The sequence below is a fragment of the Luedemannella flava genome, from assembly GCF_039528515.1.
Lineage (GTDB): Bacteria > Actinomycetota > Actinomycetes > Mycobacteriales > Micromonosporaceae > Luedemannella > Luedemannella flava.
This window is the reverse complement of the sequence record NZ_BAAALT010000036.1, coordinates 1-24,743: the sequence shown is the minus strand read 5'-3', so window position 1 is coordinate 24,743 and position 24,743 is coordinate 1. Positions and strand designations below refer to the sequence as shown.

Annotated in this window: 30 protein-coding genes, 1 tRNA gene and 1 pseudogene; 28 read left to right on the top strand and 4 right to left on the bottom strand. The window is 71.1% G+C overall.

The annotated features are described in order from the left end of the window. Window positions 1-36: 36 nt before the first annotated feature. The 15 genes and pseudogenes from ABD211_RS07755 (at window position 37) to ABD211_RS07685 (ending at window position 9,302) form a co-directional block, all read left to right on the top strand. Entirely contained in the window at window positions 37-987 is a 951-nt protein-coding gene (locus ABD211_RS07755) for a Ppx/GppA phosphatase family protein (RefSeq protein ID WP_344127768.1), read from the top strand. Window positions 988-1,096: 109 nt separating this feature from the next. Next, complete coding sequence (locus ABD211_RS07750) at window positions 1,097-1,429, top strand: PadR family transcriptional regulator (protein WP_344127766.1); 333 nt, start codon at window positions 1,097-1,099, stop codon at window positions 1,427-1,429. After that, on the top strand, window positions 1,426-2,394 hold the full coding sequence (locus ABD211_RS07745) for an HAAS signaling domain-containing protein (protein WP_344127764.1): 969 nt from the start codon (window positions 1,426-1,428) through the stop codon (window positions 2,392-2,394). Before ABD211_RS07750 ends, ABD211_RS07745 begins: the two co-directional genes overlap by 4 nt. Before the next feature lie 74 nt (window positions 2,395-2,468). Then, window positions 2,469-2,882 (top strand): LppU/SCO3897 family protein, encoded by a 414-nt coding sequence (locus ABD211_RS07740; protein ID WP_344127762.1) that lies wholly within the window; start codon window positions 2,469-2,471, stop codon window positions 2,880-2,882. Window positions 2,883-2,906: 24 nt separating this feature from the next. Beyond that, window positions 2,907-3,149, top strand: a complete 243-nt coding sequence (locus tag ABD211_RS07735) for a hypothetical protein (protein WP_344127760.1) — start codon at window positions 2,907-2,909, stop codon at window positions 3,147-3,149. Window positions 3,150-3,222: 73 nt separating this feature from the next. Beyond that, window positions 3,223-3,906: a dienelactone hydrolase family protein gene (locus ABD211_RS07730; RefSeq protein WP_344127757.1), complete on the top strand. Its 684-nt coding sequence runs from the start codon at window positions 3,223-3,225 to the stop codon at window positions 3,904-3,906. Then, window positions 3,903-4,640: pseudogene (locus tag ABD211_RS07725) on the top strand (uracil-DNA glycosylase); the annotation flags it as partial. The gene ABD211_RS07730 and the pseudogene ABD211_RS07725, both read left to right, overlap by 4 nt. Window positions 4,641-5,214: 574 nt before the next feature. After that, the gene (locus ABD211_RS07720) at window positions 5,215-5,721 is read left to right on the top strand and encodes a hypothetical protein (RefSeq protein ID WP_344127755.1); all 507 of its coding nucleotides are present in this window, start codon (window positions 5,215-5,217) and stop codon (window positions 5,719-5,721) included. Between the two features lie 194 nt (window positions 5,722-5,915). Then, on the top strand, window positions 5,916-6,071 hold the full coding sequence (locus tag ABD211_RS07715) for a hypothetical protein (protein WP_344127753.1): 156 nt from the start codon (window positions 5,916-5,918) through the stop codon (window positions 6,069-6,071). Window positions 6,072-6,093: 22 nt separating this feature from the next. Continuing rightward, window positions 6,094-6,840, top strand: a complete 747-nt coding sequence (locus tag ABD211_RS07710; protein ID WP_344127751.1) for a hypothetical protein — start codon at window positions 6,094-6,096, stop codon at window positions 6,838-6,840. A 205-nt stretch (window positions 6,841-7,045) separates the two neighbouring features. Beyond that, window positions 7,046-7,270 (top strand): hypothetical protein, encoded by a 225-nt coding sequence (locus ABD211_RS07705; RefSeq protein ID WP_344127749.1) that lies wholly within the window; start codon window positions 7,046-7,048, stop codon window positions 7,268-7,270. Continuing rightward, window positions 7,254-7,751 carry a DUF6879 family protein gene (locus ABD211_RS07700; RefSeq protein ID WP_344127747.1) on the top strand — a complete coding sequence of 166 codons (498 nt, stop codon included), beginning with the start codon at window positions 7,254-7,256 and terminating at the stop codon, window positions 7,749-7,751. The genes ABD211_RS07705 and ABD211_RS07700 overlap by 17 nt, the downstream gene beginning before the upstream one ends. 28 nt (window positions 7,752-7,779) lie before the next feature. Continuing rightward, on the top strand, window positions 7,780-8,607 hold the full coding sequence (locus ABD211_RS07695) for a helix-turn-helix domain-containing protein (protein ID WP_344127746.1): 828 nt from the start codon (window positions 7,780-7,782) through the stop codon (window positions 8,605-8,607). A gap of 147 nt (window positions 8,608-8,754) precedes the next feature. Further along, window positions 8,755-9,000 (top strand): hypothetical protein, encoded by a 246-nt coding sequence (locus ABD211_RS07690; protein WP_344127744.1) that lies wholly within the window; start codon window positions 8,755-8,757, stop codon window positions 8,998-9,000. Continuing rightward, window positions 8,997-9,302 carry a hypothetical protein gene (locus ABD211_RS07685; RefSeq protein ID WP_344127742.1) on the top strand — a complete coding sequence of 102 codons (306 nt, stop codon included), beginning with the start codon at window positions 8,997-8,999 and terminating at the stop codon, window positions 9,300-9,302. The genes ABD211_RS07690 and ABD211_RS07685 overlap by 4 nt, the downstream gene beginning before the upstream one ends. Window positions 9,303-9,418: 116 nt before the next feature. On the opposite strand, the gene ABD211_RS07680 is transcribed toward ABD211_RS07685, so the two are convergent. After that, window positions 9,419-9,931 (bottom strand): hypothetical protein, encoded by a 513-nt coding sequence (locus tag ABD211_RS07680; RefSeq protein WP_344127740.1) that lies wholly within the window; start codon window positions 9,929-9,931, stop codon window positions 9,419-9,421. Window positions 9,932-10,051: 120 nt separating this feature from the next. Here ABD211_RS07680 and ABD211_RS07675 point away from each other — a divergent pair, with 120 nt between their 5' ends. The 6 genes from ABD211_RS07675 (at window position 10,052) to ABD211_RS07650 (ending at window position 15,756) form a co-directional block, all read left to right on the top strand. Next, entirely contained in the window at window positions 10,052-10,837 is a 786-nt protein-coding gene (locus ABD211_RS07675) for a DUF4129 domain-containing protein (RefSeq protein ID WP_344127738.1), read from the top strand. After that, a complete protein-coding gene (locus ABD211_RS07670; protein ID WP_344127736.1) occupies window positions 10,834-11,439 on the top strand; it encodes a hypothetical protein in 606 nt (201 codons plus the stop codon). Before ABD211_RS07675 ends, ABD211_RS07670 begins: the two co-directional genes overlap by 4 nt. Before the next feature lie 14 nt (window positions 11,440-11,453). Beyond that, entirely contained in the window at window positions 11,454-12,434 is a 981-nt protein-coding gene (locus ABD211_RS07665; RefSeq protein ID WP_344127786.1) for an AAA family ATPase, read from the top strand. A gap of 53 nt (window positions 12,435-12,487) precedes the next feature. After that, on the top strand, window positions 12,488-13,762 hold the full coding sequence (locus ABD211_RS07660) for a DUF58 domain-containing protein (RefSeq protein ID WP_344127784.1): 1,275 nt from the start codon (window positions 12,488-12,490) through the stop codon (window positions 13,760-13,762). Continuing rightward, window positions 13,759-14,355 carry a hypothetical protein gene (locus ABD211_RS07655; RefSeq protein WP_344127734.1) on the top strand — a complete coding sequence of 199 codons (597 nt, stop codon included), beginning with the start codon at window positions 13,759-13,761 and terminating at the stop codon, window positions 14,353-14,355. The genes ABD211_RS07660 and ABD211_RS07655 overlap by 4 nt, the downstream gene beginning before the upstream one ends. 81 nt (window positions 14,356-14,436) lie before the next feature. Next, complete coding sequence (locus ABD211_RS07650; protein ID WP_344127732.1) at window positions 14,437-15,756, top strand: NAD(P)/FAD-dependent oxidoreductase; 1,320 nt, start codon at window positions 14,437-14,439, stop codon at window positions 15,754-15,756. Here the strand turns inward: ABD211_RS07650 and ABD211_RS07645 are convergent. Beyond that, window positions 15,743-17,539, bottom strand: a complete 1,797-nt coding sequence (locus ABD211_RS07645; protein WP_344127730.1) for a hypothetical protein — start codon at window positions 17,537-17,539, stop codon at window positions 15,743-15,745. The genes ABD211_RS07650 and ABD211_RS07645 overlap by 14 nt on opposite strands. A 71-nt stretch (window positions 17,540-17,610) precedes the next feature. Here ABD211_RS07645 and ABD211_RS07640 point away from each other — a divergent pair. The 7 genes from ABD211_RS07640 to ABD211_RS07610 all read left to right on the top strand — a co-directional run bounded on the left by ABD211_RS07640 (window position 17,611) and on the right by ABD211_RS07610 (window position 22,804). Further along, window positions 17,611-17,692: transfer RNA gene (locus tag ABD211_RS07640), tRNA-Leu, on the top strand. 669 nt (window positions 17,693-18,361) lie between these two features. Continuing rightward, a complete protein-coding gene (locus ABD211_RS07635; RefSeq protein WP_344127728.1) occupies window positions 18,362-19,324 on the top strand; it encodes an ABC transporter substrate-binding protein in 963 nt (320 codons plus the stop codon). After that, the gene (locus ABD211_RS07630; protein WP_344127726.1) at window positions 19,321-20,127 is read left to right on the top strand and encodes an ABC transporter permease; all 807 of its coding nucleotides are present in this window, start codon (window positions 19,321-19,323) and stop codon (window positions 20,125-20,127) included. The genes ABD211_RS07635 and ABD211_RS07630 overlap by 4 nt, the downstream gene beginning before the upstream one ends. Next, on the top strand, window positions 20,124-20,897 hold the full coding sequence (locus tag ABD211_RS07625) for an ABC transporter permease (RefSeq protein ID WP_344127724.1): 774 nt from the start codon (window positions 20,124-20,126) through the stop codon (window positions 20,895-20,897). Before ABD211_RS07630 ends, ABD211_RS07625 begins: the two co-directional genes overlap by 4 nt. Window positions 20,898-20,911: 14 nt before the next feature. Continuing rightward, the gene (locus ABD211_RS07620; protein ID WP_344127722.1) at window positions 20,912-21,682 is read left to right on the top strand and encodes an ABC transporter ATP-binding protein; all 771 of its coding nucleotides are present in this window, start codon (window positions 20,912-20,914) and stop codon (window positions 21,680-21,682) included. Between the two features lie 28 nt (window positions 21,683-21,710). After that, window positions 21,711-22,517 (top strand): Bax inhibitor-1/YccA family protein, encoded by an 807-nt coding sequence (locus ABD211_RS07615; RefSeq protein ID WP_344127720.1) that lies wholly within the window; start codon window positions 21,711-21,713, stop codon window positions 22,515-22,517. Beyond that, the gene (locus ABD211_RS07610; RefSeq protein WP_344127718.1) at window positions 22,514-22,804 is read left to right on the top strand and encodes a hypothetical protein; all 291 of its coding nucleotides are present in this window, start codon (window positions 22,514-22,516) and stop codon (window positions 22,802-22,804) included. The genes ABD211_RS07615 and ABD211_RS07610 overlap by 4 nt, the downstream gene beginning before the upstream one ends. A 303-nt stretch (window positions 22,805-23,107) precedes the next feature. On the opposite strand, the gene ABD211_RS07605 is transcribed toward ABD211_RS07610, so the two are convergent. Both ABD211_RS07605 and ABD211_RS07600 read right to left on the bottom strand, forming a co-directional pair. Beyond that, window positions 23,108-24,370: an acetyl-CoA C-acetyltransferase gene (locus ABD211_RS07605; RefSeq protein ID WP_344127715.1), complete on the bottom strand. Its 1,263-nt coding sequence runs from the start codon at window positions 24,368-24,370 to the stop codon at window positions 23,108-23,110. Window positions 24,371-24,403: 33 nt separating this feature from the next. After that, on the bottom strand, window positions 24,404-24,743 hold a 340-nt coding region (locus tag ABD211_RS07600), incomplete at its 5' end, for a GDSL-type esterase/lipase family protein (RefSeq protein ID WP_344127713.1).

The following is a 24,743-nucleotide window of genomic DNA, read 5'->3' as shown; positions in this document are numbered from 1 at the left end:
CCATAACCCGGATACGGCTGGCGTTAGGGTGAGCCGGTGACGAGGGTTGCGGCGATCGACTGTGGGACGAACTCCATCCGGCTGCTGGTGGCGGACCTGCCGAAGCAGGAGGGCGCGCCGTTGACCGACCTGGTGCGGCGCATGGAGGTCGTGCGGCTCGGCCAGGGGGTCGACCGCACCGGCCGGCTCGCCGGCGAGGCGATCGAGCGCACCCGCGTCGCCCTGGCCGACTACGCCACCGTGATCCGCGACCTCGGTGCCACGCGCGTCCGGATGGTCGCCACCAGCGCCTCGCGCGACGCGGAGAACGCCGACGAGTTCCGGGACATCGTGGTGGCCACGATCGGGGTGCCGCCGGACGTCGCGACCGGCGAGGAGGAGGCCGGGCTGTCCTTCAGCGGGGCGGTGCGCGGGCTGCCGGCCACCGCCGCGGCGCCCTTCCTCGTCGTCGACATCGGCGGCGGGTCGACCGAGTTCGTGGTGGGGGAGCGGACCGTCGACCGGGCGGTCAGCATCGATGTCGGGTGCGTCCGGATGACCGAGCGCCACCTGCACGGCGATCCGCCGGGCGCCGCCGAGGTGGCGGCCGCCGAGGCGGACATCGCCGCCGCCGTGACCGGGGCGCTCGACGTGGTGGGCGCCGCGCGTGCGCGTACTCTCGTGGGTCTTGCGGGCTCGGTCACGACGGTGGCCGCGCTGGTCCTCAACCTCAGCCACTACCAGCCTGAACGCATCCACCACGCGCGGCTGTCCTACGACGACGTGGCGAAGGTGTGCGCGGACCTGCTCGCCATGACGCGCGGGCAGCGGCTGGCGCTGCCGGCGATGCACCCGGGCCGCGCGGACGTGATCGGGGCGGGCGCGCTGGTGCTGCGTGTGCTCATGGAGCGCGCCGGCGCGGACGCCGTCATCGCCTCCGAGCACGACATCCTCGACGGCATCGCCTGGAGCCTGCTGCCGACGCCATCGCCGTCTTCCTCGACCTGAACGACGTGCCCGGCCGCGACCTGCGCGCGCCCTACCTCTGATCGCACAGTTGTCCCTTGTGGATGTCTGCCGTTGACAGTATTTCGCATCGCACAGTACCGTGCACAGCGTGGATACCACCCAACTTCTCAAAGGCGTGCTGGACCTCGCGGTCCTCGCCGTGCTGCGCGACGAGGACGGCTACGGCTACGACATCCTCCGCCGCCTGCGCAGCAGCGGGTTGGAGGAGGTGGGCGACGCCTCCGTCTACGGCACGCTGCGCCGCCTCTTCCAGGCGGGCTACCTCACGACCTACGTGGTGCCCTCCGAGGAGGGCCCCCACCGGAAGTACTACGCGCTCAACGCCGCCGGCCGCAGCCAGCTCGCCACCTCGGGCAAGGTCTGGCGCGCCTTCGCCACCACCATGGACACCATCCTCGCCGAACGGGGGGCCACGACATGACCACCCTCACCAGCACCGAGATCAGCGACTACCTCCAGCGCGTCCGCGCCGCCCTCGCGGACCTGCCCGCCGAGACCCGCGAGGAGCTGCTGGAGGACGAGCCCGCCCACCTCGCCGAGGTGCTCGCCGAGGGCGGCGCCGACCTCGCCGGACGCCTCGGCCCTCCGGAGCGGTACGCCGCCGACCTGCGCGCGGCCGCCGGGCTCCCGCCCGCCACGGGGGCGGTGCGTGCGCCCGTCGTGGTAGACGAACTGCTGAACAACATCAAGGTGTACGCGTCCCGCGCCGACCGGGCCGCCGGGCGCCTGGTCGGCTACCCGCGCCTGGTCGACCTGGCGCACCTGCTGCGGCCCGGCTGGTGGGTCCTCCGGGGCTACCTGCTCGGCCTGCTCGTCCTGCTGGCGGCCCGGGACGAGTTCTTCGCGCGCCTCCTACCGTTCCGGTTGAATCCAGGCGAATCGCTCGTCTGGCTGCTTGTCGTCGGCGCGGCTGTGGTCGCCTCGGTGCGCGTCGGGCGCGCCACCCCGGGGCTGTCGCGGTGGCGCCGCTGGGCCGTCTACGCCGCCGGGGCGCTCATCGTGCTGCTCGCCCTGGTCAACCTGGCTCCGCGGGCGTTCCAGTACGAGAGCGGGCCGAGCTACTACAACCCGTTCGGCGGCATCACGGACGTGTACCCGTACGACCAGAACGGCAACCCGCTCGACGGCGTCCAGTTCTACGACCAGAACGGCAACCCCATCCAGATCGGGGAGTACTGGCGCTGCCACACCGAGTACCCGGACCCGTCCATCGACCGCAACCCGTACCGGTATCCGCTGTGCCCGCCGAGCCAGTGGCGGCCGGGCATGGAGGCCTCCGCCGCGCCGGTCACGTCCGAGCCGGGCGCCGGACCGTCGGCCCAACCCGAGGCGTCGGCTCCGGCAACAACCCCGACCGCGACCCCGGCGGCCTCCCCGGGCAGGTGATCAAACACCGGATGGTGCGCGCGGCCCCGGACCGCTAGCGTGTACGCGCTGCCGGACCGTGGAGAGGAACACCCGTGTCGCAGGATCACCCCGTCGACGAGGACGTCGAGATGTTCGACGAGGAGCCGGCCGCGAAGCCGCGTTCGAAGCGGCTGCTGTGGTTCCTCGGGGCGGGGGCGGTGCTGGTCGTTCTGCTCGTCGGCGCGGCGTACCAGTGGGTCACCACGAAGGACGACGCGACGAACGCCGTGGTGGGCGACTGCCTGACGGCGCTGGCCGGCACGGACAGCATCGATATCCGCAACACCAAAGTGGACTGCACCGATCAGGCCGCCGCGTACCGGGTGTTGGGCATCGTCGAGAACGTCATGCTCGCGGAGGCCGACTGTGGCAGGTGGCCGGCGTCGAACATGCCGATCTGGATCCCCGACAGCACCGACCGCAGGGCGTCCGGCAAGGTGGTCTGTCTGCAGGCGATCAGCAAGTGAGGGTGACAGGCGAAGGGAGACCTGGTGGCGGAGTTGGGTGAGGGCCACGAGCAGTCGGGCGGCACCATCGGAAGTGCCGGCGGCGACTCGGTGGGCGATGGCGGCGACGCCGGCATCGGCGGCGCGGGCGGCGACGTGACCGGGGCCAACCCGGGCAGCGCCGGCGGCGGCCGGTCGGGCTGCGGGGCGACCGCCGTGCTCGCCATCCTGGGCGTCGGCGCGACGCTCGGCGGGGCCGTGACGGCCGCGGTGCGCCTCTTCTCGTAGATCGTCGAAGTAGGCGCGGGCGCCCGCCCGCGCCTACTTCACGTATGCCCAGGGACGTGGTTGGCTGGGCGGTATGGGTGACCTTGTCAGTTACGCCAGCAACGGCGGCACCAGCGACGGCTATCTGGCCGAGCCGGCCGCCCCGAACGGCCGGGCCGTGATCCTCATCCAGGAGTGGTGGGGCCTCGTCGGGCACATCACCGACGTGGCCGACCGGTTCGCGGCCGCCGGCTACGTGACGCTGGCCCCCGACCTCTACCACGGCGTGAAGACCTCCGAGCCGGACGAGGCCGGCAAGCTCATGATGGGCCTCGCCATGGACCAGGCCGCCAAGGACATGGCCGGCGCCGCCGCCTACCTGGCCGCGCTGCCCGAGGTCACCGCCGGCGTGGGCACCGTGGGCTTCTGCATGGGCGGCAGCCTCGCGCTCTGGTCGGCCACCCTGTCGCCGCACATCAAGGCCGCCGTCGGCTTCTACCCGGCCGTCCCGTGGGAGCGGATGAGTCCGCAGTGGACTAACTATGCCGGCAAGGCCGCCCAGTTCCACTGCTCCGAGGAGGACGGCACGTCGGCCGCGGCCGGCATCCAGCAGGCCGTCGCCGCGATCACGGCCGCCGGCGGCACCACCGAGGTGTACGACTACCCCGGCACCCACCACGCGTTCTTCAACGACGACCGGCCCGAGGTCTACGCCCCGGCCGCGTCCGCCGCCGCCTGGGACCGCACGCTGGCCTTCCTCGACACGCACCTGGGGTGACCGCCCGCACCGACACGCCCGCGCAGGTCATCACCAACGCCCGCCGCGCCGCGGACCTGGCCACCCTCGACGCCGCCGTCAGCGACTGCTTCGCGTGCCCGCGTCTGGTCGAGTGGCGCGCGGAGGTCGCCGCGACGCGCCGCGCCTCGTTCCGCGACGAGGAGTACTGGGGCCGTCCCGTGCCCGGGTTCGGGCAGCCCGACGCGCGCATCGCGATCCTGGGCCTCGCCCCGGCCGCGCACGGCGGCAACCGCACCGGCCGCATCTTCACCGGCGACCGGTCGGGCGACGTGCTGTTCGCCGCGATGCACCGCGCCGGCCTGGCCAACCAGGCGCACAGCGTCGGCCGGGCCGACGGCCTGACGCTCACCGACACCCGCGTCTTCGCGGCCGTCCGCTGCGCCCCGCCGGACAACAAGCCGACACCGGCGGAGCGCGACACCTGCGCCCCGTGGCTGCACCGCGAGGTCGAGCTCATCAAACCCACCCTGCGCGTCGTGGTCGCCCTGGGCGGGTTCGCGTGGGCCGCGTGGTGGCCGGTCCTGACCCGGGTGTACGGGCTACGCGCCCCGGTCCCGCGCCCCGCGTTCGGTCACGGAGCGCGGGTCGACCTCCCCGGCGCGCCGACGTTGCTCGGCTGCTACCACGTGAGCCAGCAGAACACGTCTCGTTTACTGCTGACGCCGCCGATGCTGGACGACATCTTCAGGCGGGCGAAAGAGATCGCAGGCATCACTGATCTCGCCGAGCGGCCGTGGGCCGAAGGTTGGTTCGAGCGACTTTACGAGCAGCGAAACGGGGGCGCTGGGTGACGCGGGTGGCGACCTGCCCACGTTCGGGTCAGCCGCTCAGCGCGACTCGCCGGCCGTACAAGGGCAAACGCCGATTCGCTAGCACTCGCGCCCTGCGAGTGCTAGCGTCGTCGCGCCTCGCCGGTATTGATCGGCGTATCCGCTAGAAAGCGATCATGGCATGTCTGAAGACACGTCCGGCTCGACGCCGACTGCCCCGCCGTCCCCGCCTCCTCCGCCGCCCCGCCGGTTGACGTGTCGTGGGTGACGACAGATCTCATTCGCAACGGCGACCCCACGCGCGGCCGTGGCGAGATTCGCCGGCAGCGCGTAGTGGAGAGCGGCGAATGACCGACCAGCACGATTCGGCGACCTCGGCCGTGTCGGCTGACGCGGCCAAAGCCACACCCGCCGCGCCGGTCGAGAGTGCGCCGCCCGCGCCGCCGGTTGACGTGTCGTGGGTGACGACAGAACTAATCCATAGCGAGGGCGGGGCGCGAGGGCGAAAGTCCGGCCGGTGACCGGCGAAGAGGTCTACTCGGCCTTTATCGACGGCGAGCTAAAGACGGAACGCGAGCGCCGAGCGACCTTGGAGGCGCGCGGGGTGTCGGTGGTGGCGCAGTCGGGTGGGCTTGTCACGCTGTTGACCGGCATCGGCGCGCTCGCGAAGGGCGCCGGGGTCGGGGCGCTTCCGACAGTCGCGTTCGGCGCGGTCATCGTCGCGCTCGTCTTCTTCCTCGGCGCCGCCGTGTTTGGCATCTTGGTTAACATCCCGCACCTCTACCCGCCGCACCCGGTAGCCGACGCCGCGACCATGACCGAGATGCGCACCTCGAAGCGCGATCACACCGACGCCGAGGCGCGCAGTGTGATCGCCCATCTCCATATTGGAACGGTCGATAAGCTTCGCAAGGGTAACGACCTCAAGGTTCAATGGATCTCGGCCGCGCAGTTCGCGCAGGTGCTCGCCGTCGTGGCGTTGAGCGTGGCCGTGTGGGTCATCATCACCCACCCGTCGCCGTAGGTTCGACGGCCCCAGTCGCGCGCCTCGCGGGTTTCGCACGGAGGCGTGAGCGGCCGGCGCGCCGCTCGCAGCGGATCGGGATGCTAGATCGGCGCGCGCGTACCGCCGCGAGCCGTTTGGCGGCTAGCCTCTACCGGGGCAGAAGGGCGATACGAGGCATGCGCTTGAAGCGATTCCGGGGCATAGAGCTGACCATGGCGCTGGTGACCATCGGATGTTTGGCGTTGTTGGGCGTCACATTTCTCATGTCGAGCGCAGGCTTTCTCGACTGGCTCGCGGGCGTCTTGGTCAACATCTTCGCGGCACTGGCCTTGGGCGTGGCCGCTCTATTTGATCATCAAGAGGCTTGATCGACAGATCGAACGTGTTCGCGTGGAGACGAAGTCGAGCGTTGATGCCCTAACGGAGCGCGTGACAACCTTTGAGCAGGGCGTCGAGCGGCGAATCGATGAGGTAGCGGCGGCGGTGTCGTCGAGGCTGGCTCAGGAAAGTGATCAAGATCTTGCGGCCTTCGACTCGCTTGCGGGTGCTCCATCGCGGGCGGCAGTCCTTGAGGCTCTCGTGCGTGCCGTCGACATGGGATTGATCCGTCCTTGGCGGGGGCCACGGGTGCTTGTTTCCGAGGGATTCTCGATCTTTGTGCGGGTTGACTATGACGAAGACCCCGACCCGTTCCATGGTGAGGAAGAGATCACGTTCGTAGTTGAGGAGCTCGATGGCAGCCAGCTTGAGAGCGTCACGTGGGACACCGACTTGAGCGTCGATGACGTTATGGTGCGGCTTGGCCGCGCGATTCAGCGGCACACATCGCGAGAGGTTCTCGACGTGCGGACGCTCTTCGCCGGCATCCGTGACGCGCTGGTAGTGGCAAGCACTCATCCAAGCCGCCGGCCGATCTTGCAGCTGTGCCCGCCGCAGTGGGCGATAACCGACACGGGCGTGGTTTCCTACGGCAAGAGTCCGCTATACGAGGTGTCCGCACGGAAGCTCCGCGCTGACAGCCACATGGAGAACCATGTCGGGGCGAAGACGTGGGTTGACCGTGACTCATGGGAGGGCGCCTACGTGGTTGCTTGTGCGCTTGATTGGTTTGATGACAAGCCCGAGCCCGCCTTCTGAGAGGCGCCTACGACCCCGGCCAGCCAAGCGGCGGCGACTGCCTCCGCGAGCGCCGGGGTAGCCGATCTCGTGGAGCACCCGTGAGTGGACGAATGGTTCCGATGCGGGGCCGTTGAGCAATCCGGAGCAACAATCTTGTTTGTCGATTGATTTAGCGGGCAAACTCGGGCTACATCGGCGCTTGAGCGCGGCTAGGGAGGCCATCATGGGACTGCATTTCCTTGGTAAAGACCCGAACTCTGATCGCGACCAGTCGCCTACCGTGTGGGACGACGGGGACTGCTACGTCGTGCAGGGCTGGCGCATCACGGACGAGGCGACCCTCGCCGAGATCGGTGACGTCCCGGCGCATGAGACGGTGATCCGCATTCCGAAGCGGCTGATGCCTGTGTTCCCGGAGGTGAACGGTAGCCGTGGTGGCGCTGGCTGATCTTCTGCCGATGGCCCAGCGGCGGGCACTTCACCTCGAAATGCGTGATACCTACGCCCGGACGGACCGATTCGTGGCGTGGCAAGCTGGCCAGCTGTTCGATCGCAGCGAAGGCGATGCGTGGTGGCACGGCTTGTTGGCACCCCTTGTCTCACGCGGTGGTGATATTCGGCGGCTCCGCATCGTGTCGGAGCCGGTTACGGACTACGTCCGGTATGAGTTCGAGGTGACGCCGTTCGCGAATCTTGCGGGCGGCGAAGCCGTTCGCTGGCTGCCCCGACACCGAGCGTCCGATCTCAGACTGCCGGGAAATGACTTCTGGCTCGTTGACGACGTCCTGCTTTTCAACCTCGCCAGTGGCGACGGTGAGTTCGTGGGGGTCGAACCTAACGAGGACCCCGAAGTGCTCGCGTTCTGCGTAGCGTCGTTCGAGGCGGCGTGGGATCGGGCAGTCGATCACAGCGACTACCGCCCGACCTGACATGGCGCCTCGCCCTACGACCTCGGCCGTGCAGGAGGCACGGGCCGCATTCGCGGCGCGCCTACGTGAGATCAGGATCGAAGCCGGCCTGACCGCGAGCGACCTCGCCGCGCGGGCGGGGTGGCAGCGGTCGAAGGTCAGCAAGATCGAGCACGCGCGGCAGGCGCCGACCGTGGCCGACGTCGCGGCCTGGTGCGAACACGCGCGGGCAACCGATCAGATGCCTGACCTCGTTGCGTCGCTGCATGCGGTCGAGGGCATGTGGGTCGAGTGGCGCCGTCTCGAACGAAGCGGCCTGCGGCGGCTGCAAGAGGCGTCCATTCCCTTGTTCGAGCGGACGCGCAGCTTCCGAATCTACGAGGTCGGCGTCATCCCGAGCCTGTTTCAGACCGTCGAGTACGCCACAGCGAGGATGCGGCGCATTGTCGAGTTCAGCGGCGTGCCCGACGACGTAGATCAGGCCGTGCAAGCGCGGATGGATCGACAACGGATCGTGCGGACGGGCGACCGGACATTCGCGGTGGTGCTCGAAGAGGCAGCCCTGTACGCCCGTATCGGGGACACGGAGATGATGGCGTCGCAACTGGCGTGGCTCATCACGGTAGCCGGACTGCCGAGTGTCAGCCTTGGGATCATTCCGCGCGGTATCGCCCGCACCATGTGGTCAACTCCGGGCTTCTGGATCTACGACGATGGGCGGGTAGGAATCGAGACGCCGACAGCGAGGATCACGATTACCCAGCCTCGCGAGATCGCGATCTATGAGCGGACCTTCACCGAACTCTCGTCCATGGCGGTCGTCGGAGCACCAGCGCGCCGGATCATCACCGAGGCGATCAGCGCACTCGACTGCTGACGTTCCCAAGCAACTTCGAGCACGGGCGTTGAGGTGATCGCGCCCATCCCCGCATGGTCGATGAGGGTGCCGACCGTGCCGGCGTTGTAGCGGTGCGGCTCACTCGACGTAACGGTCAGATGATGGGGCGCGCGAGGGGAGACAGGAGTGCTCGCGAAGGGCATGACGATCAGGATTCCCGAGGGAGACCGGCTCGGCGCCACCGGGCCGACCGAGCTGCTGCTGACTGAGGCGCCCGAAGACCTGCACCCCCAGCAGGAATGGGTTCGCGTCCAGGGCGTGGAACTCGACGACGGCGTCGTGACCGACGTGCCGGTCGGCCTGATGATCCGCGCGGCGTATCTGCGCGCGTTGGTTGCGAAGACGGCGGCTACGGATGTGGCGGCACCGTGAACGAGGAAGGACCGTTCTACTTGGATCGGTTTTTGTACTGCCATGCCCCGATGTGGGCCGTCATCGACCGTCGAGGTCGGCGGTATCGCTGCAAGGTCTGCAATCAGTCGATCGACGCGCTCGCGGCGGAAGTCGAGGTATGGGAACAAGCGACGGCCGAACGCCCGGAGTTGGGATTCTGGGGCACGCCGTATGAGGAGCGCGCCGCGCGGCTCACTGGGGTACTGCGGTGGGCGCGGCGTCTAGACACGGGCGGCTACGTCCTCCGGTGGATCGGCTCGCTGGGTTGGGCGGATTCATAAGCGGAGTCGCTGACGACTCGCGACATCCTCAACAGAGGGTGATCTTCGTGGGGAATCTTGGGACGAAACACGTGGATATCCGCGTGTTTCGTCCCAAGATTGATAAGGATGATCGATTAGGGCGCGATGGCCATCGCGGTCAGCGTCCAGTCGTCGTAGCGGGCGGTCACGCCCGACGCCTGCTTCACCTGCACCTCGACGGTGCAGGGGCCGTCCATCGCGGTGTTCCACACCCGCTGCACGCTGTGCGACTCCCACGAACTGGACGTCTCGGTGCCGCCGTCGGTGCTGTCGAAGGCGAAGTCGTTGGGGGCCACCGGGTTGGCCTCCACCCCGTCCACCAGGATGCGGACCTGGCACGTGCCCGCTGCGCCGTAGCAGGCGCTCTCCGCCGAGAAGGTCGCCACGACGAAGCCGCCGGCAGTGGCGTCGACCGTCACCGTGCCCAGCGCGGTGAATGTCGTGCCGGTGTGGGTGGAGAACGTGCTTTCTGTGCGGACCGCCGTCTTCGTGACGGCGCCGCCGTCGTGCGTGGTGGCCGCGGCGACGGCGCCGCCCGCCGCGAAGGCGAGCGCCGATGCCGCCGCGACGACGACGACGCCGAGTCGACGTCGGTGGAAAATTCTCATGATGTACCCCCATGTATCGATTGCCGCCCCGGGATGAGTAACGATCAGCGGGATCGATCAGATGTTGGACCGAGGGTTACCGGGACCGTGCGGTTCGCGTGCGGGCGTTAACCTGCCCTGGTGAACCGCTCAGCGCTGCGCCGGTGGGGACCGCTCGCCGCGGTCGCCGCGCTGCTGGGCGTCGTCATCATCGCGTCCCTGGTCTCGCACCCCGAGGTCACGTTCATCACGCGGCTGGTGGAGACGCCGGCCCCGGCGGGGGACATCCCGACCGTGGCGCCGCCCAGCGCCGAGGCGACCGCCCCGCCCACCGGCCCGCCCGAGGCGCCGTGGCACGTGCCCACCTGGCTGACGAACCTGATCGGGGCCGTCTGTCTGCTCATCGTGCTGGCCCTCGTGGCGTACCCCCTGTGGTTGATGCTGCGCGACAAGATCGCGCCGCGCCGCGTGCCCCCGGCCACCGACCTGGACGCGCCCCTGCCGGAGGCGCAACGGATCGCCGCGATGCGCAGCGCCCTGGACGAGGGCCTCGTGGCGCTCGACGACGATGACGCCGACCCGCGCCGCGCGGTGATCGCGTGCTGGCTGCGGCTGGAGGAGGCGGCAACGGCCGCCGGCGCGCCGCGCGAGGTCGGTGACACCGCGACCGACGTGGTGCTGCGCCTGCTGCGCACGCACGACGTGAGCGTCGAGGCGCTGGACCACCTGGCGCACGTCTACCACGAGGCCCGCTACGCCCGGCACGAGGTGGACGTCGGGATGCGCGACGAGGCCCGGGCCGCCCTGGCCCAGCTGCGGCGCGAGCTGTCCGCCCGGCCGGCCGCGCCCCGCCCGTCGGCGCCCGAGGGCCCGGCGGCACCGGACGCGGGCCCCCGCCCGCCCGCGCCAGTAGTGGGGCCCCGATGAGCGCCGAACGGATCGTCGGCATTGACGACCTGCTCAGCCGGGAGGAGGACGACCCGACGCCGCGCCGCAAGCCCGAGCGCCCCGCCCGGCAGTTCCTCATCCGGACCGCCATCACGGCGCCGCTCATCGCGGCCGTGCTCTACGCGATGCTGCCGCTGCTGCAGGTCAAGATGGCGTACCCGCTGCTGCTCGCGTTCACGCTGGCGGTCCTCGTGATCCGTCGCGCGGTGCGGCTCGTCGTGGAGCCGGGCCGGCGGCTGACCCGTGACCTGGTCGCGCACCGCGTCGTGGCGTACGACCCGACCCGCGACGACGGTGTCGTCGGCGCGGACGGCCTGTCCCGGGCGGTGCTGCGCTGGGAGATGCGGCTGGAGTGGTCCGGCGTCGAGCGGCAGCGCTTCATGAAGCGGATGCCGCTCCTCATCGGCGAGATCGTCGACGAGCGGCTGCGCCAGCGGCACGGACTCACCCTTGAACACGACCGCGCGGCCGCGCGGCGGCTCTGCGGGCCGGAGCTGTGGGCCTTCCTCACCGAGCCGATGACCAGGATCCCGACCCCGCGCCAGTTCGCGGTGATCGTGAAGCAGATGGAGGCACTGTGAACCCCTCGTCCACCATGAAGCCCGCGGACGTCGGCGCGCTGGCCGGCCGGGTCCTCGACGCGGTCAACGGCGTGGTCGTCGGCAAGCGGGACGCCCTCACCCTGGTGTTCGCGGGCATCCTCGCGGGCGGGCACGTGCTGCTGGAGGACCTGCCCGGCCTGGGCAAGACGCTGACCGCCCGCAGCTTCGCGCTGGCCCTCGGGCTGGACTTCCGGCGCCTGCAGTTCACGCCCGACCTGCTGCCCGCCGACGTGACCGGCTCGTTCCTGTACGACCAGCGCACCCACGACTTCACCTTCCGACCGGGCCCGATCTTCACGAACCTGCTGCTCGCCGACGAGATCAACCGCACCCCGCCGAAGACCCAGTCGGCCCTGCTGGAGGCCATGCAGGAGCGCCAGGTGTCGGTGGAGGGCACGACCTACCCGCTGCGGCCCCCGTTCCACGTGCTGGCCACGGCCAACCCCATCGAGTACGAGGGCACGTACCCGCTGCCCGAGGCGCAGCTCGACCGGTTCCTGCTGCGGGTGTCGTTCGGCTACCCGACCGCCGACGAGGAGTGGGACGTGCTGCGCCGGCGCATGTCGCGCCGCCGCGAGGAGATCTCCATCGAGCCCGTGGTGGACGCGCCGACCCTGTCGGCCATGCAGGCCGCCCTGGAGACGGTGACGGTGGAGGACTCGGTCGGCCGCTACATCGTCACGCTGGCCGCGGCCACCCGGAACCACCCGCAGGTGCTCGTGGGCGCCTCGCCGCGCGGCTCGCTGGCGCTGCTGCTGCTGTCGCGCGCGGTGGCCGCGATGGCCGGCCGCGACTACGTCATCCCCGAGGACGTGAAGGCGGTCGCCGTGCCCGCGCTCGGCCACCGGCTCACCCTGCGGCCCGAGGTGTGGCTGCGCCGCGTCAACGTCGACCAGGTCGTCCGCGAGGTGCTGGAGCAGACCCAGGCCCCGGCCAGCGGCGCGCTGCCCAGCTACGCGGCCCGCCGGGCCTGAGCCCCGTGGAGAACCCGTTCGCCGACCACCGCACCTGGGTGCCCACCCGGGCGATGGGCCGGGCCATCGTGGTCACCGCCGTGCTGGCGGTGATCGCGGTCGTGCTGGGCCGGTACGACCTCGTGGTGCTCGCCGCGCCGTTCGCGCTCGGCGTCGCGTGGGGCCTGCGGGCCCGCCCGACGGTCCTGCCCGAGCTGGTCCTGACCTCGACCGAGGACCCGGTCGTCGAGGGTCACGAGATCGCGGCCCGGGTGGTGGTCGCCAACGCGGATGAGTGCCCGTACGACGTGGTGGTGGTGCGGGCGGCGCCCAGCCGGTGGGTGCGCCTGCGGCACAGCGACCGCCCGTACGCGGGGGAGCTGCCCGCCGGGGCCGCCACGGCCGTCGACCTGGCCGGTCCGGCGCTGCGCTGGGGCGAGCACTGGGTGGGCCCCGCGCAGGCGTACGCGGTGGCCGGCGGCGGGCTGCTCATCTCGACGCCGAACTTCACCGACGTGGCCCCGATCAAGGTGTTCCCGGCGCTCGACGAGTTCCGGGCCGACGACGCCATGCCGCACGCGGCCGGCCTGGTCGGCGTGCACCGCTCCCGCCGCCCCGGCGAGGGCGGCGAGCTGGCCGGCATCCGGGCCTTCGCGCCGGGTGACCGGCTGCGGCGCATCGACTGGCGCACCACGCTGCGCGCCCAGCACCCGTACGTGGCGCAGACCCTCTCCGACCGGGATGCCGAGGTCGCCCTCGTGCTCGACGTGGTGCACGAGGCGGGCCGCTCCGGCGGCATCCATGGCGCCGCGTCCGCGCTGGACACGACCGTCCGCGCGGCGACCGCGATCGCCCAGCACTACCTGCACCGCGGCGACCGCGTGTCGTTGATCGAGTACTCGTACGAGATCCGCCGGCTGCGCGCCGGCTCCGGCCGCCGGCACTTCCACGCCGTGCTGGAGTGGATCCTGCAGGTGCGCCCCTCCGACGGCGTGGAGGCCCCGCCGCCGTACCTGTTCGACGGGCACCACCTGCCCACCCGCGGCCTGGTCGTGGTCCTGACGCCGCTGCTCAACGAGCATTCCGCCGAGATGGTCGCCCGGCTGGCCCGGTCGGGTCGGATGGTCGTCGCGATCGACACGCTCGACACGTCCGCCTCCGTGCCGTACCAGCGCTCCGCGTGGGGCCCGCTGGCCCACCGGCTGTGGTGGATGGACCGCGAGAACGTCATCGGGCAGCTGCGCGAGGTGGGCGTCCCGGTGGCCCAGTGGGCCGGCACGGGCAGCCTCGACCACGTCCTGCGCGACGTGACCCAGCTGGCCGCCGCGCCCCGGGTAGGTGTCCGATGATCAGAGTCCCGTACTCGGTGGAGGAGGTCCTCGGCGGCCTTCGCGCCCGGACCCACGCGACGAGCCGCGCGGTGCGCCGCACCGCCCCCGGACCCGCGCTCGTGCGCGGCCTCGCGGGCGCGTTCGCGGTGGCGGTGCTGCTGCTCGCCGCGCCGGAGCCGTTCGTGGAGGTCCCGTGGACGTGGGGCATCGCGGTCGTGCTGGGCGCTGCGGTGGGGTTGGCTCCACGCAGCTCGGTGGTCACCCTCGTGGTGCTGCTCGTGGCCGTGGCCTGGCTGACCTCCACCCTGGTGTACCAGGAGCCGGCGCCGCTGTGGCGGCTGATCCTGGTGGCCGCGGCGATCTACCCGGTGCACACCGGGGCCGCCCTGGCCGCCGTGCTGCCGTACGACGCGGTCGTGGCGCCCGGGGTGCTGAGCCGGTGGGCGGGGCAGACGGCGGCCGTCCTCGCCGGCGGGGTGGGCATCGCCGTGGGCGGCGTGCTGCTGGCCAGCCGCGTGGCGGGCTGGTCGCCGCTGGTGGCGCCGATCCTGGGCCTGCTGGCGATCGCCGCCCTGGCGGTGGTGCTGGCGTGGCTGGTGGGGCGCCGGTAGCCGAGGTCACACCTGAGAGCTGCGTGACATCGACGCTGTTGGCGAGGGTCCCCGAAACGCGACAGGGGTAGCGTTCTGGGCGTGAAGCCGCAGAGGATTCTCATCGTCGGTGCCGGCCACGTCGGGCTCTACGCGGCCCTGCGGTTGAGCCGCAAGCTCAAGCGGGGCGAGGCCGAGGTCATGGTCGTCGACCCGCAGCCGCACATGACCTACCAGCCGTTCCTGCCCGAGGCGGCGGCCGGCAACATCTCGCCGCGACACAGCGTGGTGCCGCTGCGCCGCGAGCTCAAGCACTGCACCGTTCTCGCCGGCTCGGTGACCAGGGTGGAGCACGCCCGCAAGGTCGCGACCGTACAGCCGATCATCGGCCCGGCGCGCGAGGTCGGCTACGACCACATCATCGTGGCGCCCGGCTCGGTCTCCCGGACCCTGCCGATCCCCGGCCTGGCCGAGCACGCCGTCGGGTTCAAGACCATCGGCGAGGCCATCTATTTGCGCAACCACGTGCTGGAGCGGCTCGACATCGCCGCCACCACGACCGACAGGGCGACCCGGGCGACGGCGCTGACGTTCGTCTTCGTCGGCGGCGGGTACGCCGGCATCGAGGCGCTCGCCGAGATGGAGGACATGGCCCGCGACGCGCTGCGCTACTACCCGGAGCTGTCGACCGACGACATGCACTGGGTGCTCGTCGAGGCCACCCAGCGGGTGCTGCCCGAGGTGTCCCCGGACATGGGCGCCTACACGGTCGAGCAGTTGCGCACGCGCAACCTCGACATCCGGCTCGGCACCCGCCTGGAGTCCTGTGTGGACCGCAAGGTGGTGCTCTCCGACGGCGACAGCTTCACCGCGGACACCATCGTGTGGACGGCGGGCGTCAAGGCGCACCCGATGCTCGACGCGACCGACCTGCCCCGCGACGCGCGGGCCCGGGTCACCTGCCTGCCCACGCTGCAGGTGGTCGACCCGTCCGGCGCGGTGGTCGAGGGCGCGTGGAGCGCCGGCGACTGCTCGGCCGTGCCCGACCTGACCGCCGCGCAGCCCGGCACCATGTGCTCGCCCAGTGCCCAGCACGCGGTCCGCCAGGCGAAGACGATGGCCGACAACATCGTGGCGGTCCTGCGCGGCCGGCCCGTGAAGAACTACGCCCACAAGTACGCCGGCTCGGTGGCGAGCCTGGGGCTGCACAAGGGCGTCGCGCAGGTCTACGGCATCAAGCTCAAGGGCCTGCCCGCGTGGTTCATGCACCGCACGTACCACCTGAGCCGGATCCCGAGCGTCAACCGCAAGGTCCGGGTGACCATCGACTGGACCCTGGCGCTGTTCCTCAAGCGCGAGGTCGTGCCGCTCGGTCAGCTGCACGACCCGCTGGCCCCGTTCACCGAGGCTACGAAGAGCTGACGTCCCAGATCCACACGTCGTCGACCCTGCGGCCCGCGAACAGCAGCCCGTCGAGGGTGGTCCGCAGGGCGTCGGCGCGGGGGCCGTCGGGCACCACGACGCAGTCGGCGCCCCAGAACCGCAGGTCGGCCTGGGCCTGCCGACGCACCGACGCGTTCAGGACGGGCACCCGGCCGCTCTTCGCGACGGCGCTGAGCAGCTTCGACGTCGGCTGCGGGTAGGTGCCCATGGAGGCGTTCCCGCGCGGCCCGTACGGCCCGATGAAGAAGCCCTCGGGCAGCGCGAACCGGGCGTTGGCCGCGGCCGCCCAGCGCATCGCGTCCGGTTGCGCGGCGGTCGGCAGCGGCACGGGCACGAGGACGCCGCCGTCGGGCACGCACTCGCGCCAGTGGCCACTGCTGATGAACGTCGGCACCGGCTCCCGGTCGGTCGTGGCCACCTGGCGCGGCAGGATCGGCACGAGCGCCGCCACCACCGCTGCCGGCACCACGAAGCGCACCCACGGCGTCCGGTGCGCCAGCGCGCGCCCGATGCCGTAGCCGAGCAGCACCCCGAACAACGGCAACAGTGCCAGGGAGTACCGGGTGGGCAGCGCCCCGGTGATGACGGGCATCTCCCGCAGCGGGTAGTACAGGCTGGGCAGGCCCGTGCGGTGCCCGGCGAACGTCACGTACGGGCCGAAGGACAGCAGCGTCATCACGATGGCCGACCCGACGACCGCCGTGGTGGCCGGCGACCTCCGCTGCCACACCGCGAGCACCACGACGAGCAGCAGCAGCATCGGCCCGAAGTACGCGTTGGCCTCGGTGGCGCTCGTGGTGAGCTTCTCAGCGCCCGGCGACGTGCCGATCGACAGCGTCGAGACGGAGATGTAGCTGGCCACGTCGCCGTAGAAGACGGCCGGGCTGAACGGGGCGTTCGGGATGGCCTGCGGGCCCGCGAACTGGATGTACAGCGGGTACGCCAGCAGGGCCGTGGCGAGCGCGGCGGCGATGGCCGACCCGCACAGGAACGGCCGGGCGACCTCGCGCGCCCACGCGCGCCGGCGCAGCGCGTACACCGGAATGAAGATCAGGAGGGTGAGCGCGGTGAGGAAGAGGACCTCCTCGCCGAGGAACGCCTGGGCGACGATGAGCAGGCCCAGCCCGACGCCTGTGCCGATGACCGCCCCGACCCGGGTGACCCGGGTGAGCCGGATCAGGCCGTAGAGGATCGGCGGCACCAGCCACTGCGCGGTGATGTGCAGGTGGCTGTTGGACTGCGACATCATGCCGGGGCCGAAGCCGGCCAGCGCCGCGCCGACCGCCGCGCCCGCCCGGTGCATGCCCAGGGTGCGGGCGAGCAGCAGGTACCACCCCGCGGCGGTGGCGGCCAGGTTCACCGCGACCAGCAGGGCGAACGAGACCGCCGCGCCGAAGATGACCGTCACCGGCGTGAACAGCACCCCGTGCAGGGTGTGCGACGCGTTGGCCATCATGTTGACGCCGTCGGGGGCGTTGAGCCGGTCGGTGACCAGGCTGAAGTCGCCCGTCCAGACGAGCGTGCCGTGCCCCAGGAACCACTCGATGAGCGCCTGGTCGTGCACGTTGGCCGCGAGCGCCCGGGTGTGCGGGTCGGGCCACAGGCCCGCGGTCAGCAGCCCCGCGACGGCCACGTATGCCGCGCAGACGAGCGCGTCGACCACGCGGGGGCGGCGCAGCGCGGCCCACACCCGTCGGCTCGGCGCGGGCGGCTGCTCGACGCGCTCGGCGGAGGCGATCGTCTCGGATACGGTGCTGGCCACGCGGGCAAAGATATCGTCTGCCCGCCTGTGCGGCTGAGCGGGCGACGCCGGGCGGCTAACCTATCCGTGCGGCCCGGATGGTGGAATCGGCAGACACAGTCGCCTTAAAAGCGACAGCCGCAAGGCGTGCGGGTTCGAGCCCCGCTCCGGGCACAGGCAGGTCAACAGCGTTGCCGGCGTCGGCTGTCACGGTGCGGAAGATCGCCCGTAGCACCGTCCGTTGCGGAATACCCCGGGGTTGGCGCTTTCCGTCGCGATCATGAGGCTGGTGGGCCGGTATCCGCCGGCTGTCGGTACCAAGATCTGGGTTTCCTGTGCAGGAGTGTGGCTGGGCTGCGCTCCCGTACAGAAAACGGGGATCTTCACGACGGGCGAGGGGCGGTTTGTCGGTTATCGGGTCGCCGGGACTGCGCGTTTGTACCGCGTTCGGCGATCGTGGAACGACGCGTGTAAACGACCAGCGATCAAACTGTGCGTCCGTACCGGAGATGGTGATCTTCAACCGGTGTCGTCCGGTCGTCGGCTGTGCGCGGCCAATTCGGTCCAGCCGTGATCAGGTCGGTCGCGGCGTGGTGCAGATTCTTGTCTATCGATGGTTGCGCGCGTGTCGGTATTCCATCAGATTGGGATCTCCCGCCGCGCGGCGTGGCGCCGCCCGGCGTCCGGTCGTTCGGTCAGACCGACCGTTAAGGAGCGATTCATCCCGTTCTGCAGCCATTGACGGGAACCAGTATCTCGTCGTACGTTCATTGGGAGAACTAGCGTTCGCATGGCGAACACCATTCGACTTCGCTCCGCCGGTCATTCTTCTCTGGAGGTCTCATGCGTCGGTCCCTCGCGGGCCTCGCCGCCGCCACCGTGCTGCTCGCGGTCGCGGCGTGCGGATCAGAGGAGCCGGCGGACGGCACGCCGTCGTCCACCGGCACCACCAAGGTCGCCGTCGGGGTCATCCCGATCGTCGACGTGGCCCCGATCTACCTCGGCAAGGACAAGGGCTTCTTCAGCAAGCGCGGCATCGAGCTCACCCTGACGCCCGCGCAGGGCGGCGCCGCGATCGTCCCGGGCGTGGTGAGCGGCCAGTTCCAGTTCGGCTTCAGCAACGTCACCTCGCTCATGATCGCGCAGACCAAGGCCGTGCCGATCAAGGTCGTGGCCAACGGCGTCGCGTCCACCGGCAAGTCGGGCGCGGACTTCGGCGCGGTCGTGGTCAAGGGCGACAGCCCCATCCAGTCGGCCAAGGACCTGGCCGGCAGGAAGGTCGCCGTCAACACCCTCAAGAACATCGGCGACACCACCGTGCGCGAATCGGTCCGCAAGGCCGGCGGCGACCCTGCCGGCATCCAGTTCGTCGAGATCGGCTTCCCCCAGATGGCCGCCGCCCTCGACAACGGCCAGGTCGACGCCGCGTGGGTGGTCGAACCCACCCTCTCGGCGACGAAGGCGGCCGGCGCCCGCCCCGTGGCGTGGAACTTCGTCGACGCCGCGCCGGACCTGACCGTGGCGGTCTACTTCACCTCGACCAAGCTGACCCAGGAGAACCCCGAGCTGGTCAGGAGGTTCGCCGAGGCGATCAACGAGTCGCTGCAGTACGCGGACACCCACCCCGACGAGGTGCGCGCCGTACTCGGGTCGTACACCCAGATCAGTGAGGAACTGCGCACGTCCATGACGTTGCCGAAGTGGCCCACCCAGATCAACAAGACGTCGATCGAGGCGCTGGCCAGGCTCGGCCAGTCCGACGGCGTCTTCACCACCGCGCCTGACCTGAGCGCGCTGCTTCCGTGACCCCAACGCCCCCCAGCCCGCCGGGCCGACGGGTCCACCCCGCCCTCCTGGGCGCGGGTGGACTCGTCGTGCTCATCGCCATCCTGGAGACCCTGCCCCGCGTCGGCGTGGTGTCCGCGCGGCACCTGCCGCCGACCAGCGCCGTCGCCGCGGCCTTCGTCGAGGAGGTCCGCAAGCGCGCGTTCTGGGTGGCGCTCGGCGACACCCTCACCTCGTGGGCCATCGGGCTCGCCATCGCCGTGGCCGCCGGCGTCGTGCTCGGCTTCGTCATCGGCGGCATCGGCCCGCTGCGCGAGTTCACCGCCTCCACCGTGGAGTTCCTGCGGCCCATCCCGTCGGTGGCGCTGATCCCGCTCGCCGTGATCCTCTTCGGCACCCGGATCCAGTCCGCCCTGCTGCTCATCGTCTACGCGTCGTTCTGGCAGGTGCTCATCCAGGTGCTCGGCGGCGTCCGGGAGGTCGACCCGGTCGCCGACGAGACGGCCCGCAGCTACGGCCTGGGCGCGTGGGCCCGGTTCCGCCACGTCCTGTGGCCCACCGCCCTGCCGTACGTGATGACGGGCGTCCGGCTGGCCGCCAGCGTCGCCCTGGTCCTCGCGATCACGGCGGAGCTGATCGTGGGCACCGACGGGCTGGGCAAGCTCATCGGCACCGCCCAGGCGTCGCAGGCCGTTCCCGCCATGTACGCCCTGATCGCCGTGACCGGCGTGCTCGGCATCGTCATCAACGTGGGGGTCCGCGCCGTGGAGCGTCGCCTGCTGTTCTGGCACCAGTCGGTGCGCGGCGAGGTGATCCCGTCATGACCGCCGTCGCCCGACGCCTGGTGTTGATCCTCGGACTGCCGGTGATCCTGCTGGTCGTCTGGTGGTTCGTCTCGGCGGGCAGCACGACGTACTACCTGCCGCCGCTGAGCGCCATCCTGGACGCCTTCGGCCGCAAGTGGACCGGCGGGGCCCTGCGCGACCACGTGCTGCCGAGCGTGGCGCGGCTGTCGCTGGGCTACGTGCTCGGCGTCGGGGCCGCCGTCGTCCTGGGCGTGCTCATCGGCCTGGTTCGCCCGGTGCGCGCCGCGACCGAGCCCGTCTTCGAGTTCTTCCGGGCGTTCCCGCCGCCGGTGCTCGTACCGGTGATCATGTTGTTCGCGGGGATCGGCGACACCATGAAGGTGATCGTGATCGCCATGGGCTGCCTGTGGCCGGTGCTGCTCAACACCGTCGAGGGCGTCCGCGGCCTCGACGGGATCCTGTCCGACACCTCCCGGGCGTACCGGATCACCGGGCTCGCGCGGCTGCGCCACCTCGTGCTGCGCGGCGCCAGCCCGCAGATCATGACGGGCGCCCGGCAGGCCATGGCCATCGCCATCATCCTCATGGTCATCAGCGAGATGTTCGCCCCCACCAACGGGCTCGGCTACTCGATCGTCGAGGACCAGCGCACCTTCGCCATCCCCGAGATGTGGAGCGGCATCATCCTGCTCGGGCTGCTCGGTGTGGCCTACTCCCTCCTGCTCCGCGTCGTCGAGTGGCGCGTCCTGGCGTGGCACCGCGGTCTGCGCCGGGCGCGGCGCTCCTGAAAGGACATCCCGACATGCTGGACGTACGTGGCGTCAAGAAGGTGTACGAGGGCGCGGGCCGCACGGTCGAGGCCGTCCGCGACCTCACCTTCACCGTCGACGAGGGCGACCTGGTCTGCCTCGTCGGCCCTTCGGGATGCGGCAAGACGACGCTGCTCAAGTGCATGGCCGGCCTGCTCGCCCCCACGGCCGGCGAGGTCCTCGTGCACGGTGACCGGGTGGTCGGCCCACCCGCCGACCTCGCGGTCGTCTTCCAGGAGTACGGGCGGAGCCTGTTCCCCTGGATGACGGTGCGCGACAACGTCGGGCTGCCGCTGCGGCACAAGAAGCTCACCCGCGCGCGCCGGCGCGAGCTGGTCGCGGAGTCCCTCGCGGCGGTCGGTCTGGCCGACGCCCACAACGCGTACCCGTGGCAGCTCTCGGGCGGCATGCAGCAGCGGGTGGCGATCGCCCGCGCCATCGCGTACGAGCCGCGCGTCATGCTCATGGACGAGCCGTTCGCGGCGGTGGACGCGCAGACCCGCGCCGAGCTGGAGGACCTCATCCGGGGCCTGTGGCGGCGGCTGGGCGTGACGATCCTGTTCGTCACCCACGACATCGACGAGTCGGTGTACCTCGGCCAGCGGGTGATCGTGCTGTCCTCGTCGCCGACCGTGGTCCGCGAGCAGCTGACCATCGACCTGCCGGCCGACCGCGACCAGCTCGCGACGCGGTCCGACCCGAACTTCGCGAAGCTGCGCGCACACGTCTATGAGCAGATTCAGGCGGCCAAAAGGGGCGAGTGACGTTGTCCCGGATGGTTACGCTTCTACTATGCGAAGCTCGAACCCGGTGCTCACCCGGCTGACGCCGGTCCAGCCCACCAGCGGCTACGGCGCGCCGGGCGACCCGTCGCGCGTGCCGTACCCGCAGCCGGCCTACCCGCCGGTCGTCCAGGCGCCGGCCGACCGGATGACCATCGACGACGTCGTGGTGCGCACCATCGCCCTGCTGGCCGTCCTCGGCATCGCCGGCGCGGCCGCCTGGGTGATGGTGCCCGACGGCCTGGTCGGGCTCGGCATCATGGGCGCCGCCATCGTGGGCCTCGTGATCGGCCTGGTCATCGCGTTCGCCCGGGTCACGAACCCGGTGGTCATCTTCGCGTACGCGCTCGTGCAGGGCGTCTTCGTCGGCCTGATCAGCAAGGTCTACGAGACGGCGTACGCCGGCATCGTGGTGCAGGCCGTCGCGGGCACGTTCGGCGTGTTCCTGTTCATGGCGGTGCTCTACAAGTTCCGCGTCATCCGGGCGACGCCCCGGTTCACGCGCGGCCTCATCGGCGCGATGGCGGGCGTCTTCGTCGTCATGCTGGTCAACTGGATCCTGAGCCTGTTCAACATCCACACCGGCCTGCGCGGCGACGCCGAGGGCAACGCCGGCTGGATCGCCATCGGGTTCAGCCTGGTCGTGATCGTCGTCGCGGCGCTGAGCTTCATCCTCGATTTCGACCAGATCGAGGAGGCCATCCGCGTCGGCGCGCCCGCGAAGATGGCCTGGACGTGCGCGTTCGGCCTGGTCGTCGGGCTGATCTGGGTCTACCTGGAGATCCTGCGCCTCATCGGCTACCTCCGCGAACGGTGACCGACGACCTCGAGCGCTCCGCTGAACTCCTGCTGAACCGGGTCGGCCACTGGAGCGCCGCCCAGTGGGCCCAACAGTCCCGCGGCGACCGCATGTACGCCCTGGTCCAGCAGTTGGCCGACCTGGCGGCTGCGGCGGAGTCCCGCCCCCCGCTCCCGGTCCCGCGCCTGGCGGACGTGGTCCTCCCCGACCAACTCCGCGTCATGGTCCGCGACCTCCGCGCGGCACCCCCCACCACCCGCACCGAGGCAGCCACCCACGTCGCCACCCTCCGCGCATCCCTCTAACCCCGCCCCGGACCGCGCAGCGCCCCACTCTCCCACCCACCTTGCTCTGCTTCCCCATAGGAAGCACCGCCCGGGGTCGCACCACTCACCCCGCCCGCCGGCGCCCCGCCCGGCCGCCCGCGCCGCGGCCCGCCGCTTGACCTGCAAGTTCGGTGGTATCGGCAGGCCCGGAAGCAGCAGAACCTGCAAGTCAAGCGCTCCGGCACCGGGCCACCCGGGTGTGTCGGCGGCAAGAGTCGACTTGTGGCGGTCATCCGCGCGCCGGATGCCGCCATAAGTCGACTCTTGCGAACGGGGAGCGCGTCAGGAGAGGCGTTCGATGATCATGGCCATGCCCTGGCCGCCGCCTACGCACATGGTTTCCAGGCCGATGGTCTTGTCGTGCCAGTCCAGGGAGTTGATGAGGGTGCCCAGGATGCGGGCGCCGGTCATGCCGAAGGGGTGGCCTACCGCGATGGCGCCGCCGTTGACGTTCAGCTTCTCCAGGGGGATGCCCAGGTCCTGGTAGGACGGGATGACCTGGGCCGCGAACGCCTCGTTGATCTCGACCAGGTCGACGTCGTCGATGGTCATGCCGGCGCGGGCGAGCGCCTGCTTGGACGCCTCCACCGGGCCGAGGCCCATGATCTCGGGGGAGAGCGCGCTGACGCCCGTGGACACGATCTTCGCGAGCGGCGTGAGGCCCAGGGAACGGGCCCGGCCAGCGCTCATGACCAGCACCGCCGCCGCGCCGTCGTTGAGCGGGCAGCAGTTGCCGGCGGTGATCCGCCCGTCGGGCCGGAAGACCGGCTTCAACGCGGCGGTGCCCTCGAGGGTCACGCCCGCGCGCGGCCCGTCATCGGTCGACACGACCGTGCCGTCCGGCAGCGTGACCGGGGTGATCTCGCGGGCCCAGAAGCCGTCCGCGATGGCCTTCTCGGCGAGGTTCTGCGACCGTACGCCGAAGGAGTCCATCTCCTCGCGGCTGATGTTGTAGAGCTGGGCGAGGTTCTCCGCCGTCTGGCCCATGGCCAGGTAGATGTCGGGCAGCTCGCCGTCGGAGCGCGGGTCGTGCCAGGTCGGCGCGCCGCCGAGCGACCGCGTCGTGGACCGGGCGTGCGCCTGCGCGAACACCGGGTTCTCCCAGCCGCCCCCGACGGCCGCAGCCGCCTCGGCGGGCAGGTGGTCGGAGTTGCCCCGGGCGTACCGGGAGACGGTCTCGACGCCCGCCGAGATGAACACGTCGCCTTCGCCGGCCGCGATCGCGTGGAACGCCATCCGCGTGGTCTGCAGCGACGACGAGCAGTACCGGTTGACGGTCGCGCCCGGCAGGAAGTCGTAACCGGCGAGAACGGCCACCACCCGGGCCATGTTGAACCCCTGCTCACCGCCGGGGAGACCACAACCCAGATAAAGATCATCGATAGTACGGGGATCCAGCGCGGGCACCTTGTCCAGCAGCGCGCGGACGATCGTGGCGGCGAGGTCGTCGGGGCGCAGCTCGCGGAGCGACCCCTTGCCGGCTCGGCCGATGGGGGAGCGGGCGGTGGCGACGATGACCGCGTCGCGGTCGGAGGCGATCGGCATACCGCCTATGTTACCGCTCGGTAGCCTCCGGTGTCAGCGGGACGACGCCAGATTCAGGGCGGCCGCCGCGTCCGGCAACAGGGCGTACGCGATCACGCGGTAGCCGTCCGCCGAGGGGTGGTAGCCGTCGTAGCAGAGCATCCCCGCGTCGGCGCGGAACACCGGGCCCACCTGGGCGGCCAGGTCGACCACCCGGGCGCCGGCCAGCAGCGCCGCCACGGCCTGCGCGCGGGCGACCCGGCGGCCGTACCAGCCCATGAGCTGGCGCAGCGGCGGCGCGACCGCGCGGACCGCGCCGAGGTCGGGACAGGTGCCCACCACGACGCCGACGCCCGCGTCACGCAGGCGGCGCACGGCGGCGCCCAGCGTGGCG

Bases quoted from the DNA above. Each gene is read 5' to 3' on its own strand.
- ABD211_RS07660 (WP_344127784.1), top strand. From the start codon at position 12,488: ATGGGCCGGGCCATCGTGGTCACCGCCGTGCTGGCGGTGATCGCGGTC.
- ABD211_RS07715 (WP_344127753.1), top strand. From the start codon at position 5,916: ATGGCGCTGGTGACCATCGGATGTTTGGCGTTGTTGGGCGTCACATTT.
- ABD211_RS07730 (WP_344127757.1), top strand. From the start codon at position 3,223: ATGGGTGACCTTGTCAGTTACGCCAGCAACGGCGGCACCAGCGACGGC.
- ABD211_RS07635 (WP_344127728.1), top strand. From the start codon at position 18,362: ATGCGTCGGTCCCTCGCGGGCCTCGCCGCCGCCACCGTGCTGCTCGCG.
- ABD211_RS07670 (WP_344127736.1), top strand. From the start codon at position 10,834: ATGAGCGCCGAACGGATCGTCGGCATTGACGACCTGCTCAGCCGGGAG.
- ABD211_RS07620 (WP_344127722.1), top strand. From the start codon at position 20,912: ATGCTGGACGTACGTGGCGTCAAGAAGGTGTACGAGGGCGCGGGCCGC.
- ABD211_RS07665 (WP_344127786.1), top strand. From the start codon at position 11,454: ATGAAGCCCGCGGACGTCGGCGCGCTGGCCGGCCGGGTCCTCGACGCG.
- ABD211_RS07745 (WP_344127764.1), top strand. From the start codon at position 1,426: ATGACCACCCTCACCAGCACCGAGATCAGCGACTACCTCCAGCGCGTC.
- ABD211_RS07615 (WP_344127720.1), top strand. From the start codon at position 21,711: ATGCGAAGCTCGAACCCGGTGCTCACCCGGCTGACGCCGGTCCAGCCC.
- ABD211_RS07625 (WP_344127724.1), top strand. From the start codon at position 20,124: ATGACCGCCGTCGCCCGACGCCTGGTGTTGATCCTCGGACTGCCGGTG.
- ABD211_RS07705 (WP_344127749.1), top strand. From the start codon at position 7,046: ATGGGACTGCATTTCCTTGGTAAAGACCCGAACTCTGATCGCGACCAG.
- ABD211_RS07655 (WP_344127734.1), top strand. From the start codon at position 13,759: ATGATCAGAGTCCCGTACTCGGTGGAGGAGGTCCTCGGCGGCCTTCGC.
- ABD211_RS07680 (WP_344127740.1), bottom strand. From the start codon at position 9,931: ATGAGAATTTTCCACCGACGTCGACTCGGCGTCGTCGTCGTCGCGGCG.
- ABD211_RS07605 (WP_344127715.1), bottom strand. From the start codon at position 24,370: ATGCCGATCGCCTCCGACCGCGACGCGGTCATCGTCGCCACCGCCCGC.